Source organism: Priestia filamentosa (genome assembly GCF_900177535.1).
Taxonomy (GTDB): Bacteria; Bacillota; Bacilli; order Bacillales; family Bacillaceae_H; genus Bacillus_I; species Bacillus_I filamentosa.
The window spans coordinates 39,344-53,870 of record NZ_FXAJ01000015.1; the positions used below are offsets into that span (position 1 = coordinate 39,344).

Genomic DNA, 14,527 nt, shown 5'->3' on the forward strand with positions numbered 1-14,527 from the left:
AAAACAAACTTATCTAACCATAGAGTATGAACATGAGTGGAAAAGGTGATTGCCTACTCGTTATTTTTATCCAATCGTGCGTTTTAACGTATTACTTAAAAGCGCAAACTCTTCTATTGTCAATGTTTCTCCTCGGCGCTTTGGATCAATATTTGTAGATTGAAGAGCCTCTTCAATTTCTTTTTTATATTTCTTTCCGTCTTCTAAATTATTTGTTAAATTATTTAATATTGTTTTACGACGTTGTCCAAAACAAGCACGGACAACTGTAAAGAAATAAGCTGAATCATCAAGTTCAACAGGCGGAGTCTTACGCATTTTCAAGCGAATAACAGATGAATCAACGTTTGGTTGTGGGTTAAATACTGTTTTTGGCACTGTCATAACTGTTTCAGGTTCAGAATAGTATTGAATAGCTACTGAAAGAGATCCATAGCTTTTTGTACCAGGTTTAGCTGAAATGCGGTCTCCGACTTCTTTTTGCAGCATAACAACAATACCTTCAAGCGGAAGTTCTTCTTCTAATAGTTTCATCAAAATAGGCGTTGTCACATAGTAAGGAAGGTTTGCTACAACCATAATATCTTCTATTCCTGCAAACTGTTCTTCTAATACATTTTTGAGATCTGCCTTTAGAACATCTTGGTTCAAGACTTCCACGTTATCATAAGGAGCTAATGTTTCATCTAGAATAGGAAGCAAACGTTGATCAATTTCAAAGGCTACAACCTTCTTCGCAGTCCTTGCCAAATGCTCTGTTAATGCTCCAATTCCCGGTCCAATCTCAATTGCACCTTTTTTATCATCAAGCTCTGCATAACGAACAATACTTGTTAAAATATTAGGATCTATAAGGAAATTTTGACCTAAACTTTTTTTAAATGTGAATCCATATTTTTTTAATATCTCATTTGTTCTCGATGGGGTTGCGATATCTTTCATCTTACTTTTCCTCCTCTAGCACACATACCATTGCTTCTTTGAATTGTTCTTTTGTAATTTGAAACATGAGAAGTCGTTTATGCAGCTGTTTTCCATTTGCATAACCAATCTTCAAAAACTGTCCTAATATTTCTCTTCTTTTTTTTGCTGCACTGCCGCCAATCAAACCTGCAATCATAAGGTCTTGATGTGTAATTTCTTCCTCAATATCAATAAATTCTTCATACACATTTTGAAGAGCATCACGAATATCTTTTCTTGAAGCATGCTCAACACCAAGACCTCTCCCTTTCTTCGGCTTTGCTTGCTGTTTTGGTAAAAAGGCATGCTTACATCCTTTAACATGTTCACTAATAATTTTACGTATCCGCTCTCCTGGATAATCAGGATCCGTGAATACAATAACACCTCGTGTTTGTTGAGCGAGTTGAATTTTTGCAATTGTAGCTTTATTAATAGCGGAACCATTAGTCTCAATTGTATCTGCTTCAACAGCTTGTTGTACAGCCGTAGTGTCATCTCTTCCTTCAACAACAATAATTTCTTTGATTTTCATTTTTTCCTCCATATGGTGAAACTTTCTTCAATCTGTTTCGTCTTATATATTAGAACATACCTTATTTTAACCTAAAAAAGACAGAGGAGAAAAATCCCCTCTGCATCTTTCAACTATTATATATTAATTTACAACTCGAACATTTATATTTCGACGGCCCCATTGATAGGCCTGTGATTTATCAGCAAAAAATACATCAATTCGGTTACCTTTAATAGCTCCACCTGTGTCTGCAGCTGTTGCATATCCATAACCTTCTACATATACCTTACTTCCAAGTGGTATAACGTTTGGATCAACAGCAATAACTTTTGCATTTGGGTTTGCTTTTAAATTCATGCCGTTTGCCGTTGTACCTGAACACCCATTACATGAAGCTGTATATGCTGTGGCTGAAACCGTAATTTCTTTTCCAGACTGTCTTTTTGAAGACACATTTACGACGCCAGCTGTCTGGGAAACTGGTTTATCAACTTTTGCACCAACAGCAATAACACGGTCCTGTTTCTCTTTTAAAGGCTCTTCTGTTAATAGCTCTTTCGAAACATTTTGACCGTTTTCTTTCGTGATCTCATATTCCTTCTTTACAACCCCATCTTGTCCTTCTTTAAGAACCTTCTTTTGTCCTTTAGGCAGCGTTGGGTCTTCTTTTTTTACAACAGCATGATTCACTGGTTCTTCCACTACATCGGTGACTTTTTCAATATCTGTATACGTTACATTCATACCTGGTTCGACTTTAGTAGATAAACTTGGATTCACTTGATCCATATCGTCCTTTTGTATTTTATGATGGGCTAAAAAGTCAGCGACCGTAGTCGAAGTTGACCACACTTTCTTTGTTTTTCCTTTATAGTTGAAAGTGAATTGAAAAGCTTTGTTGATTTGAACTTGATCATTTTTTTCAATCCCTTTCTTAACGCTAGGACTTACTTGGTCATGTTCGTTCAACTTTATTCCTTCTTGTTTTAGTAATCCTTCTACTGTATCCGCTGTTGTCCATACCTTTTCCTTCTTGTCATCAATAGTCAACTGTATGGGTCGAGATGGTATCCAAGATACGTCCATCCCTTCCTTAAGATGTGTTGATAATTTATGTGATAGATAATCTTGATCCTTGACTTTGATATGTTGTTCTTCCAGCAATTCTTCTACTGTATCGGCATTTGTCCTTAATTTCTCTTTTTTGCCGTCTGCACTGAAAGAAACAGAAGTTTGGCTCGCCTTAAAACCGGCGAATCCTACTAAACATAAAAAGGCTGCGATACTCACTGCAATCGTCAAAAACCTTTTGTTTAGAGTAGGATTAGGTAACAGCTTTTTCATACTTCTTAACACGATGAAAAACGCCTCCTTCTCTCGCGAAGATTATATAGAGTCCTCTACAACTTGTCAACCCTCCACTAACCATGCTGGGGATATAGTATATTATGTCTAAAAGGCTAGTGGAATGGAAGAACAACTTGTCGACAAGGTTATCCTATGAGAAGAAGGAGACGAGTAGAACCCTTTTTAAACATTGAGTTTACGGACAGCTCTGTTTAAGAAGGATTAAAAAATTTATCGATTTATGCCGAATAATTTTTGGGCATTCTCAGTTGTTTTTTCTGTTAACTCTTGGTAACTAATACCTCTTAATTCAGCAATTTGTTCAGCTACAAGTGTAACGTAACTAGGTTCATTTCGCTTTCCACGATTTGGGTGTGGAGCAAGATAAGGACAGTCTGTTTCGATTAATAATCGATCAAGTGGAATCTCTGCCGCAACTTCTTTCGGTTTTTTTGCATTTTTAAATGTAACCGGTCCACCAAACGAGATATGCATGTTCATATCTATACACTTTTTAGCTGTTTCAAGACTTCCACTAAAGCAGTGCATAATCCCGCCAACGTCTTCAACTTTCTCCTCTTTTAAAATCTCGACCACATCTTCTGTTGCTTCACGATTATGAATGATAATTGGAAGATTTACTTTACGAGCTAAACGAACCTGACGACGAAAAACTTCTTTTTGCACATCTTTTGGAGATTTATCCCAATGATAATCTAATCCCATTTCTCCGATTGCTACAACTTTTGGATGTGCTGCTAGCTCTTCAATCCATTCTAAATCTTCATCTTTCATATCAATTGCATCAACAGGATGCCAACCAACGCTTGCATATAAGAAATCATATTTTTCTACAAGCTCCATTGCTTTCGTAATTGTTGGACGATCAAATCCAACAACAACCATTTGCTTAACATCCGCTTCAAGAGCTCGATTAATCACTTCTTCTAAGTCTTCATCAAATTGATCTGCATTTAAGTGAACATGTGTATCAAATAACAAAATTAACACCTCTTCTATCTTTTTCGTTTCACATGAAACTACGTCTATTTTAAAGTAAAAAAGGAGCCTCTTCAAAAATTGAAGAGGCTGATTCATCTTTACTTCACACGGGCACCATTTTCTAGAGTTTGATCAACAGAAGCTAGAGACAATACGCCGTTTTCTTCTCCTGCTAAAATCATACCTTGTGAAAGTTCTCCACGAAGTTTAACAGGTTTTAAGTTAGTTACACAAATAACTTTTTTCCCTACCAACTCTTCAGGTGTATAGAACTTTGCAATACCTGACACAACTTGACGCTGTTCATAACCAAGATCAAGTTGAATTTTTAGTAGCTTGTCTGCTTTTTTAACAGGTTCTGCTTTTAGAACTTGAGCAACACGAAGGTCCACTTTCATAAAATCATCAATTGTGATTTCTGAGCTTTCCTGATGTTCTTCTTTCGTGTCTTTCTTCTCTTCCTTTGGAGCTGGAGCGCTGCCCTGCATTTGCTCTTTAATATAAGCTACCTCAGCTTCCACATCTAAACGTGGGAAAAGAGGCTGCCCTTTTTTCACTACTTTTACACCTGCTGGGATTGCTCCAAATTGTTGAAGGCTTTCCCATGCTTGAAGTTTCTCATCTTCAAGTCCAAGTTGAGCAAAAATGCCTTTCGGTGCTTGAGTTAAGAAAGGTTGTAAAAGAATCGCCATATGACGAATAGATTCTGCCAAATGAGCCATAACAGATGCAAGATTCGTTTTATCCTCTTCTTTTGCAAGAACCCATGGCTGTGTTTCATCAATATACTTATTTGTACGGCTTACAAATTGCCATAAAGCTGTTAGGGCAACAGAGAACTCCATTTTTTCCATTGCTTCTTCATACTTTGTAACCGTTTGTTTTTGGAATGCAGAAAGAGTTTCATCAAATTCTGTTACAGGTCCACTGTAAGCCGGGATTTCACCATCAAAATACTTGTTAATCATTGCAATTGTACGATTCACAAGATTTCCTAAGTCATTTGCTAAATCAAAGTTTGTACGCTCAACAAATCCCTCTGGTGTAAAGACTCCATCAGAACCAAATGGAACTTCACGTAATAGATAATAGCGTAATGCATCTAATCCGTAGCGATCAATAAGAGTAACAGGATCAACAACATTTCCTTTTGATTTTGACATTTTTCCATCTTTCATTAATAACCAACCATGTGCAAATACTTTATTTGGCAACGGTAAATCTAATGCCATTAACATAATTGGCCAATAAATAGTATGGAAACGTACAATTTCTTTTCCAACAAGGTGAACGTTTGCCGGCCAATATTTTTGGTATTTTGTATCATCCTCTGTACCATAGCCAAGTGCTGTAATATAGTTTGATAGAGCATCAATCCATACATACACAACATGCTTAGGATTGTTTGGAACTTTAATTCCCCACTCAAAGCTTGTACGAGAAACCGCTAAATCTTCAAGACCTGGTTTAATAAAGTTATTGATCATTTCATTTTTACGAGATTCTGGTTGAATGAACGTTGGATTTTCTTCATAAAATTGTAGTAAACGATCTGCATATTTACTCATTTTAAAGAAATAAGATTCTTCTCGAACCTTCTCTACTGGACGGCCACAATCTGGACATTTTCCATCCTCAAGCTGACGATCTGTAAAGAATGATTCACAAGGAGTACAGTACCATCCTTCGTACTCGTCTAGATAGATGTCGCCTTGTTTTACAAGTTGATCAAAAATCTTTTCAACAACAACTTTATGGCGTTCTTCTGTTGTACGGATAAAGTCATTATATGAAATATCCAATTTACTCCAAAGAGATTTAATACCAGATACAATATTATCTACATATTCAATAGGAGTAATCCCTTGTTCTTCTGCTTTACGCTGAATTTTTTGTCCATGCTCATCTGTTCCTGTAAGATAATATACGTCAAACCCCTTTAAACGTTTATAGCGAGCCATTGCATCCCCAGCTACCGTCGTATAAGCATGTCCAATATGCAGGTTACCACTTGGATAATAGATAGGGGTTGTAATGTAAAAACTTTGTTTCTGCTCTGTCATATGTCGCCAAACCTCCATTAATTTCTTTATCAATATAATGTCGAATGTATTTATGAGCCGTCTAGATACGAGTGTTATATCATAGAAAAAGTAAAAGCGCACACATAAAGCTCTTTCTCTACGCTTTTTTTCCTTTGCCGGCATTGAGAAAGTTTTCTCACTTTTATATGAATGAAATAAATTTCTTCTATATACTATATTACTATTTTCTCAATGCTTTTTAAAAGGGGTATCTTCAATAGAATTAAGCCAGCTTTCTTTATAAGAGATAGTCTCTTATCATCCTCTCCTACTTTCTTTAAAGATACACCTCTCCTTTCATTTTGTTTTAACGGTAGTTTTAAAAAACAATTTTGTCGTTTCATGTCGAAACATGCATATTCCTTGTCAAACTTTGCTTAATTCAATAAAATATAATTAAAGTAAATATTAGGCTTATTTTAAACAAATTTAAACCTGATAAGGTACTTTATCCCTTTAAATATCCTATTTTTACTGAAATTAGCTTTTTTTAAATAAATTAGCTCAATTTCGAAATAAATTATTGACTGCTTTTGGAAATCCTGATATGATAATTCAGAGAAGAAAATGTCGAATATTGACGAAATTATATAGAGAAAGCTTATTCATGGGAGGAGAAACTAATTATGAAATCTACAGGTATTGTTCGTAAAGTTGATGAATTGGGTCGTGTAGTAATTCCAATCGAATTACGTCGTACACTTGGCATTGCTGAAAAGGATGCTCTTGAAATTTATGTGGATGAGGACCGCATTATCCTTAAGAAATACAAACCAAACATGACTTGCCAAGTAACAGGTGAAGTTTCTGACGATAACATGCAAATTGCTAACGGTCGTCTAATCTTAAGCCGTGAAGGTGCAGAACAAATTATTAAAGAAATTCAAGATAACTTAGAGTCTTCAAAATAAAAAAAGAGAGGAATTCCTCTCTTTTTTATTTTATATGGTAGTCTTGATAAACTTCTCTTTTTGATATTCCCCGATCTTTTGCAACACTTTTTAGTGCTTCCTTATTTGATTGACCCTTATGTATATAATGATCAACATGTTCAATTATCGATAGAGAAACCCACCAGACTTCCTCATCATCTTTTATATCTCCTTGATTCCCTTCAACTATAACGCAAAATTCACCGCGTATTTCTCCATCATTACACCAATCAATTAATTCATCTAGTGAACCTCTGATAAACTCTTCAAATTTCTTCGTGAGCTCTCGGGAAATGACAGCTTTGCGGTTTCCCATTCCATCATAAATAGCTAGAAGCATTTCTTTTAATCTATGTGGAGCTTCATAAAAAATAAGGGTTCTTTTTTCCTTATTGAGCTCTTCTATAACTTCCTTACGGTGTTTCTTTTGACGAGGTAAAAATCCGTAAAACATAAAATGCTCTGTATTTAAGCCAGAAGCAATAAGAGACGTTAGAGCTGCATTTGCACCTGGTAATGGGATAACAGCAATTTCTTCTTGTAAAGCTAGTTCAACAAGATCAACTCCAGGGTCTGAGATACATGGCATACCTGCATCGCTTACAAGAGCGATTGTTTTACCTTTTAGTAAATCATCAATGATTTCTTTTCCTTTTTGTTGTTTATTATGTTCATGGTAGCTTATAATGCTCTTCTCAATCTCAAAATGGTTGCAGAGCTTCCTTGTTTGTCTCGTATCTTCTGCAGCAATATAATCTGCTTCTTTTAATGAACGAATAGCACGAAATGTCATATCTTCTAGATTTCCAATTGGAGTTGGAACTAAATATAATGACCCTTTTTCACTATTTTGCTGATAGCTTTTTTGTTGCCACATCATTCATTCTTCCTTTCTTTTAAAAACCGCTCTTTTTCTTTTCTTGTTAGTTTTTTGAAAGCATATTCTGCTTTCATTGCCTCACTTTTTGTTTCAAATTCTTCTTTGTACAACAAAACAACAGGACGGCGGGCACGAGTATACTTTGCACCTTTACCTTCATTATGCACTGCTAATCGTCTTTCCATGTTATTTGTATACCCACCGTAAAAACTCTTATCCCGACATTCTAAAACATAGAAAAAATGCTCACCCATAAAGAATTTTGTTCAATTCCTTTGTATATTCATTTTTTTCATTGTACACAAATAGAGGCGGTAAGATTTTCAAGTCAGGTCTTCCATCTTTTATTCCTTCTACAAGAAGGGTGTTCGCTTCTTTTCCTTCCTTTGGATAAACAAGTTGAATTCTTTTTGGTTCTAAACGATACTCTCTCATTAAGGTGATAATGTCTAACAAACGTCCCGGTCTATGAACAAGCGCTACTTTTCCTCCTTGTTTCACAAGGGCACTACTTGCTTTTATAACATCTTCTAAATTACATAAAATCTCATGTCTTGCAATAGCATAGTGTTCATTTTTATTTCTTTCTTCCTTTTGAGGCGTTGGAAAATATGGAGGATTACATGTTACAACGTCATATTTTCCTGTTCCAAGCATTGCTGGCATCTCTTTTAAGTCACCTAAAATAAAAGAGATTTGCTTTTGTAGCTCATTATATTCATTACTTCTATTAGCCATATCATAGAGTCGCTCCTGAATCTCAACCCCAGTAATTGATGCTTTAGAACGTGTTGATAAAAGAAAAGGAATAACTCCATTTCCCGTACATAAATCGATAATATTTCCTTTTTGAATTGGCACATATGTGAATTTAGCCAACAAAACGGCATCTAAAGAAAAGGAGAAGACGGTTGGACTTTGAATAATACGTAAACGCTCTTCTCCTAATAAGTAATCCAAACGCTCATCATGTTTTAAATTGACCATTATCATTTCCCTTTCTTGCTTTTAAAGCCGTATAAAAGGGTGCCCTTAGGCACCCCTTTTACTTTTTATTTAGAAAAGATAAGCAAAAAAGACAATCTTCTTTCCGAACACTTCCGTAGTGAACATTGCAAATATGAAAACCTTCTTGATACAAACGAGCTAAATTATCATATCCTTCACCAATATCAATTTGTTTTTGTACATTTTCTTTTGGTTTTTTGGATTTTAATTTGGTTTCCGTTCTTTCAAGTCTTTCGCGTAGATGTTTATTCTCCAACGTCATATGATGGTTTTCTTCAATGAGTTCAGCAAGATGTTCTTTTAAGCTTCCTAGTTGTTTTGACAGATATCCAATCTGCTCTTCCATACCCATTACAGAATCTAATATCTCTTTCTTATCCAAACCTATACACCTCATTGATCAGTGGCTTGAATGGAAATAGCCCCTTCATGCATAATTTCATCTAACGTGTATTCCACAACTCGCTCTCGATCAGAGAGTTCTACTTGCAAAATACGTTCTAATAAGTTCAGCCCAACAACACGCCCTTTTCCATTTGGCGTATTAATAGACTCTCCTACATCAGGTAATTCTTCTTTTGCACTCTCATACTCATCATTCTCATATTTTAAGCAGCACATCAAGCGGCCACATAACCCTGAAATCTTTGTAGGATTTAAAGATAAACTTTGGTCTTTTGCCATCTTAATAGACACAGGCTCAAAGTCTCCTAAAAATGTAGAACAACAAAGCATGCGACCACAAGGTCCGATACCACCTAAAAGCTTGGCTTCATCCCTTACACCAATCTGGCGAAGTTCAATCCGCGTTCTAAAAATAGAAGCTAAGTCTTTAACTAACTCACGGAAATCAATGCGTCCGTCCGCAGTAAAATAAAAAATTACTTTATTTCGATCAAACGTATACTCAACGTCTACAAGTTTCATTTCAAGTTTATGATAAGCAATTTTCTCTACGCATATCTCATAAGCCTTCTTTGTTGCTTGTCGATTTTCTTCTACGCTCAATTTATCTTTTACATTAGCAATTCGAATCACTTTCTTCAGTGGAAGAACAATATCATCCTCTTCAACTTTTTTGCTGCCAATGACTACTTTTCCGAATTCGACCCCTCGAACAGTTTCAACGATAACATATTCTCCATTATCAACCTTAAGCTCTCCTGGATCAAAATAATATATTTTCCCCGCTTTTTTAAAGCGAACACCTACTACTTCATACAAGCTCCTATCCCTCCTGTAATTCCAACACCAGCTCCTCTATTAATAGCTGTGGATTCATATTGGAGCTTAGCTTCTGCTTAGCTTTTAGCACAGCTTCCAAACGTCGAACACTTTTTCTTTGTGTTGTTTGCAAAGCCTGCTTCTTAAGTTGTTCTCTATAACCTATAAAAGCGATAGTCTGTTCATTATCAGCCTGTAACTGCACTAAATCTCTATACAATAGTAAAAGGAGATGCAAGCCTTTCTCATACTGCTCTTTATCTTTGAAATGGGAAATCCACTGCTCCTGGATAAAAAACAGAGCTTGCTCTGGTCTTGTTACTAATGTTTCATTTAATTTTATCACTAACTTTCTTGCAAGTCCAAACCATTCATCTTCATTTAACTGTAAAGCTTCTTCAAGGCTATTTGTTAAGTGAGATAATAACTGCGCAGTAGAAGGAGAGACGCTATGTTCAACAAGGGTATCAACTAAAACCTGTGGAGTAAGTGGTTGAAATGAAAGTACTTGGCATCTTGAAACAATTGTATCAAGTAACTGATGAAGCTGCTCAGTTAATAAGATAGCATATGTGTCTGCATGCGGTTCTTCTAAAAATTTCAATAAGCTGTTTGCTGCGTTTGGCGTCATCTTGTTAACATGTTCGATAATATAGAGCTTCTTTCTTGACTCTACACCTGTCCTCTGAAACTCTGCTTGTAAATATTGAATTTGCTCTTTTTTAATAGACTGACCTTCAGGAGAAATGAAATGAACGTCAGGATGATTCTGTGATTCAATCCGTCTACAATTTGAACAAGTAGAACAAGGTTTGGCTCCGTCCCTATTTGTACAAAATAAACTTTTAGCCATTTGAAAACTTACATCTTTCTTTCCTGTACCTCGTCCGCCTTCAAATAAGTATGCATGCGAGACACGTCCCTTGTTTAAACTGTTCTCAATCATTTTCATCACTTTTGGTTGAATGTTTTCAAGTTCTCTCCAATTTTTCACGATTTTCACTCACTTCAAATTACATATATAAATTAATTAAAAGTCCTTTAATTTCACCTAACTTTTTTAGTAAAGAGATTGAGTCTGCTTGTTGATTTGTTATATCCTTAGTAAGCTCCATTAACTTTTCATCAATCTCTTCAACAGTTGTTAGTTTTTGGGTCTGTCCATCATAACCAAAACTTCTAGAATCCTTAAGATCTAATCCAAATTCTATAGCTTCCTTAATAAAACGCCTTATAAGCATCTTATATTTAGCCATTTCCCGGAATGTTCGAGAGCGAGCAAGGCGCTGTCCTTGGTCTTCAATTCCTGCCATAAGCTGTTGTAGCTGTAGTTTATTTGTCTGTTTCCCCACAAGATCTTGAAATTTTAGTGGGGAAGACGTGACCTTCTGACTTTGTTGTCTATCTTGCTCAATATATAATGGAGCATCTTGATTAATTTTCATTTTTATCCCTTCATTTTAGAACTGATGGAAGGCTTCAACTGGTAACACAAAGACTGTGGCACCACCAACTTCTACTTCTACAGGATATGGAATATAAGAATCTACGTTACCACCCATAGGTGAAAGTGGAGAAACAAATTTCTTGCGGTTTTGGCAGTTATTCTTAATTACCTCTAAAAGCTCATCAACACGATCATCATCTGTACCAATCATAAGCGTTGTGTTTCCAGATTTCAAGAAACCCCCTGAACTCGAAAGCTTTGTAGAACGAAAATTATTTTCTACAAGCGCATCTAAAAATTTTGTGCTGTCTGTATCCTGAACCACTACTATAACAAGTTTCATTTTATATACTCCCTTTCCATAAGGTTATATAGTTCTCATATTTTCCTTTATTATATCAAGAAATTTTCTCTAATGACGAAATGTTTCAGAGTTTATACTTCCTTTGCAAATGATAAAGCACATCTTTAAAAACTTCAGAAACTGTTCGATTTGCATCAATCTTTATAATTCTTTCTGGAAATTTCTCTTGAAGAATTAGATAACCTTCTCTAACTTTCCTATGAAAACTTAATGTTTCTAGGTCAAGACGGTTTACCTCTCGATCTTTATTTTGATTTATTCTTTCTAATCCTGCTTCAACATCAAGATCTAAGTAAAATGTAGTATCAGGCATATAGCCATCAACTGCAAAAGAATTAATAGAAAAAATATCTTCTAGGCCAATTTCTCTTGCGTAACCTTGATAAGCTAAAGAGCTATCAATAAACCTGTCACATATAACATACTTTCCCTCTTTTAAAGAAGGTATAACCTTTTCAACTAAATGTTGACGTCTTGCTGCAGCATATAGAAGAGCTTCTGTTCTGCCATCCATTGTTGTATGCTCTTTGTCTAGAATGATACTTCTAATCTTCTCGGAGATTTCAATTCCCCCAGGTTCTCTTGTAAAAATAGCTGGAATACTGCGATTTTCTAATTCTTGCTGTAGCTTATTTATAATAGTAGTTTTCCCTGCTCCTTCAGGTCCTTCAAAGGTAATAAAACGTTCTGTCATACTTCCTCGTCCTCTCGTACAAAAATCTCAATTTCATTTTCAGGCTTTTTTATTCCTTGAATATGTACATTTCCACTTATTAATTTTTTCAAGTAAGAAAGCCCTTCTTCCCCTAACTTCTCTCCCTCCATGAAAAGAGGAATCCCAGGTGGATAAGGAATAATATTTCTAGCTGTTACTTTTCCTTTTGCTTCATCTATATTAATCCTTCTTCTTTTCAAGATTTTTCCTTCTTGATATGTCACATCTAGAGGATGTACACTTTTTCTAAAGTTATGTAAGAAAAAGCTTGAAACTTCCTGTTCCTGACATTGAGACACTTGTTGTGCAGCAATCTCTTTAAGGCTATGGATCAATTTTTCATCATAAAAATTTGTTATTAACGGCAAAATAAGTAATACGCTCTTTTCATTTGCCAACTCACTATATATACCTCGCTGTTCTAATAAAGCTTGAAGTTCATAACCTGATAAACCAACAAGACTTATAGAAAGCTTTAGAGGATCCTGACTAATATTAACATAATCAGGCTTTAAAACAGTTATACCATCTATACAAGCTATTTCTTCTCTAAATTTCTTTAATGAATGAAGAATATAATCTTCTTTCCCTAATAAAGAGGCTAGATAAAAGCGAGCTAAATCTAAAGAAGCCATAATAGGATATGAAGGGCTACTTGATTGAAGTATTGATAAAAAATAGGAAATTTCTTCTCTATCAATAAGATCACCTTGAGCATGTAAGTATGATCCCATTGTCATTGCGGGTAATGTTTTATGAGCTGATTGAATTACTATATCTGCTCCTAAACTGACAGATGATATTGGAAAGCCGTCCAAAATAAAATGAGCTCCGTGTGCTTCATCTACAATAACTGGTATCCTCTTAGCATGTGCACGCTTAATAATGGAACAAAGATTACTAGAAACACCGTAATAGCTTGGATTTGTAAGTACTATAGCTTTAACATTTGGATAGTTCTCAATAGCATCCTTTATATCATTTTCTGTTACCCCTAGTGAAAATCCAGTTTGAGAATCAATCTCTGGAGTTAAAAATAAAGGATGGGCTCCGGTTAGCTTCAAAGCATTTAAAATAGATTTATGAGAATCACGTTGAACGAGAATCTGTTCACCGTCCTTGCACACTGACATAATTGAAGCAAGATTACCAGCCGTTGAACCGTTAACTAAAAAGAAAGTTTGCTCTACTCTATATAACTCTTTGGCTAAGTCCTGTGCTTCTTTAATCACGCCTTCAGGAGCATGAAGGTCATCAAGACCTGTTATTTCTGTTGCGTCTATTTTCAATAAATCTTGAAAAAGCGATTTTCCAAGAAGAGGAAAGACCTCTCCATTTTTATGTCCTGGCACATGATAAGAAGAAGGCTCTGTTCTCATATGATCTACTAATTTAGAATATAATGGAGTGTTTGATTGAGGTGTCATTTTTATCAATTCCTTTTTTATCTCTCTTAACCAATAGTAGCAAATAAAAAGAACTTGTGAAACAATAGAATAACGATAAAAAAAGACTGCTTCTTTATCACAATAAGAAGCAGACTATAATTCAACTTTAGACGTATTCATTTGCTTTAGTTTTTTCACATAGTAATCATACATTACTTCATTTGTTTCTGTATCCACAATTTCTTTCTCGCAGTCTCTACATAGGAAAGAAAATAATATCCTAATGCCTTCTTCTCTATATTCCTCACATACCATACATTGTTCTTTTTGATGATTTGCCTTCATTTATTTCTCCCTCCTCTTACTAATACAGTATAACCAGCACTTTAGAGAATATACACATTAAGAGAGTTTAAGATAACTAGATTATAGGCTGAAATACTAATTAGCGTATTATATGAAGAGTACATCCTTCTAGTGCATGGTCCATAAATGAAGACAATATATCTTTTCTTTGTAAATACACAAAAAGGCTGACCTATTATAGATCAGCCTTTTTGCATGGTGCCTGGCAACGTCCTACTCTCACAGGGACAAAGTCCCAACTACCATCGGCGTTCAAGAGCTTAACTTCTGTGTTCGGCATGGGAACAGGT

Annotated in this window: 17 protein-coding genes and 1 rRNA gene; 1 reads left to right on the forward strand and 17 read right to left on the reverse strand. The window is 35.3% G+C overall.

Translation table 11 applies throughout. The features are described 5' to 3' along the window. Positions 1 to 66 precede the first annotated feature (66 nt). The 5 genes from rsmA to metG form a co-directional block, all read right to left on the reverse strand. Positions 67 to 942 carry a 16S rRNA (adenine(1518)-N(6)/adenine(1519)-N(6))-dimethyltransferase RsmA gene (gene rsmA / locus B9N79_RS24730; protein WP_040059947.1) on the reverse strand — a complete coding sequence of 292 codons (876 nt, stop codon included), beginning with the start codon at positions 940 to 942 and terminating at the stop codon, positions 67 to 69. A 1-nt stretch (position 943) separates the two neighbouring features. Continuing rightward, complete coding sequence (gene rnmV, locus B9N79_RS24735; RefSeq protein WP_182928755.1) at positions 944 to 1,498, reverse strand: ribonuclease M5; 555 nt, start codon at positions 1,496 to 1,498, stop codon at positions 944 to 946. A 123-nt stretch (positions 1,499 to 1,621) separates the two neighbouring features. Beyond that, the gene (locus B9N79_RS24740; protein ID WP_048896664.1) at positions 1,622 to 2,836 is read right to left on the reverse strand and encodes a G5 and 3D domain-containing protein; all 1,215 of its coding nucleotides are present in this window, start codon (positions 2,834 to 2,836) and stop codon (positions 1,622 to 1,624) included. A gap of 222 nt (positions 2,837 to 3,058) precedes the next feature. Next, positions 3,059 to 3,829 carry a TatD family hydrolase gene (locus tag B9N79_RS24745; RefSeq protein ID WP_046218473.1) on the reverse strand — a complete coding sequence of 257 codons (771 nt, stop codon included), beginning with the start codon at positions 3,827 to 3,829 and terminating at the stop codon, positions 3,059 to 3,061. 98 nt (positions 3,830 to 3,927) lie between these two features. Beyond that, on the reverse strand, positions 3,928 to 5,892 hold the full coding sequence (gene metG, locus B9N79_RS24750; RefSeq protein WP_019395135.1) for a methionine--tRNA ligase: 1,965 nt from the start codon (positions 5,890 to 5,892) through the stop codon (positions 3,928 to 3,930). 647 nt (positions 5,893 to 6,539) lie between these two features. On the opposite strand from metG, the gene B9N79_RS24755 reads away from it, so the two are divergent. After that, positions 6,540 to 6,824: a transition state genes transcriptional regulator AbrB gene (locus tag B9N79_RS24755; RefSeq protein ID WP_019395137.1), complete on the forward strand. Its 285-nt coding sequence runs from the start codon at positions 6,540 to 6,542 to the stop codon at positions 6,822 to 6,824. A gap of 25 nt (positions 6,825 to 6,849) precedes the next feature. Here the strand turns inward: B9N79_RS24755 and rsmI are convergent, their stop codons facing one another. The 12 genes from rsmI to rrf form a co-directional block, all read right to left on the reverse strand. After that, the gene (gene rsmI / locus B9N79_RS24760; protein WP_040059942.1) at positions 6,850 to 7,722 is read right to left on the reverse strand and encodes a 16S rRNA (cytidine(1402)-2'-O)-methyltransferase; all 873 of its coding nucleotides are present in this window, start codon (positions 7,720 to 7,722) and stop codon (positions 6,850 to 6,852) included. After that, entirely contained in the window at positions 7,722 to 7,979 is a 258-nt protein-coding gene (locus B9N79_RS24765) for a GIY-YIG nuclease family protein (RefSeq protein ID WP_019395139.1), read from the reverse strand. The genes rsmI and B9N79_RS24765 overlap by 1 nt, the downstream gene beginning before the upstream one ends. Beyond that, positions 7,972 to 8,712: a tRNA1(Val) (adenine(37)-N6)-methyltransferase gene (locus tag B9N79_RS24770; RefSeq protein ID WP_040059940.1), complete on the reverse strand. Its 741-nt coding sequence runs from the start codon at positions 8,710 to 8,712 to the stop codon at positions 7,972 to 7,974. The genes B9N79_RS24765 and B9N79_RS24770 overlap by 8 nt, the downstream gene beginning before the upstream one ends. Positions 8,713 to 8,770: 58 nt before the next feature. Next, complete coding sequence (yabA, locus tag B9N79_RS24775; protein ID WP_019395141.1) at positions 8,771 to 9,115, reverse strand: DNA replication initiation control protein YabA; 345 nt, start codon at positions 9,113 to 9,115, stop codon at positions 8,771 to 8,773. A gap of 11 nt (positions 9,116 to 9,126) precedes the next feature. After that, on the reverse strand, positions 9,127 to 9,957 hold the full coding sequence (locus B9N79_RS24780; RefSeq protein ID WP_019395142.1) for a PSP1 domain-containing protein: 831 nt from the start codon (positions 9,955 to 9,957) through the stop codon (positions 9,127 to 9,129). A gap of 4 nt (positions 9,958 to 9,961) precedes the next feature. After that, positions 9,962 to 10,954: a DNA polymerase III subunit delta' gene (gene holB / locus B9N79_RS24785; protein WP_040059967.1), complete on the reverse strand. Its 993-nt coding sequence runs from the start codon at positions 10,952 to 10,954 to the stop codon at positions 9,962 to 9,964. Between the two features lie 16 nt (positions 10,955 to 10,970). After that, complete coding sequence (locus B9N79_RS24790) at positions 10,971 to 11,402, reverse strand: YaaR family protein (protein ID WP_040059939.1); 432 nt, start codon at positions 11,400 to 11,402, stop codon at positions 10,971 to 10,973. Between the two features lie 15 nt (positions 11,403 to 11,417). Next, positions 11,418 to 11,747: a cyclic-di-AMP receptor gene (locus tag B9N79_RS24795; protein WP_019395145.1), complete on the reverse strand. Its 330-nt coding sequence runs from the start codon at positions 11,745 to 11,747 to the stop codon at positions 11,418 to 11,420. Between the two features lie 85 nt (positions 11,748 to 11,832). After that, positions 11,833 to 12,462: a dTMP kinase gene (gene tmk / locus B9N79_RS24800; RefSeq protein WP_040059937.1), complete on the reverse strand. Its 630-nt coding sequence runs from the start codon at positions 12,460 to 12,462 to the stop codon at positions 11,833 to 11,835. Then, positions 12,459 to 13,910, reverse strand: a complete 1,452-nt coding sequence (locus B9N79_RS24805) for an aminotransferase class I/II-fold pyridoxal phosphate-dependent enzyme (protein WP_040059935.1) — start codon at positions 13,908 to 13,910, stop codon at positions 12,459 to 12,461. The genes tmk and B9N79_RS24805 overlap by 4 nt, the downstream gene beginning before the upstream one ends. Positions 13,911 to 14,024: 114 nt before the next feature. Further along, positions 14,025 to 14,216, reverse strand: a complete 192-nt coding sequence (locus B9N79_RS24810) for a sigma factor G inhibitor Gin (RefSeq protein WP_019395148.1) — start codon at positions 14,214 to 14,216, stop codon at positions 14,025 to 14,027. Positions 14,217 to 14,437: 221 nt separating this feature from the next. Further along, positions 14,438 to 14,527 (reverse strand): 5S ribosomal RNA (gene rrf / locus B9N79_RS24815); the annotation flags it as partial.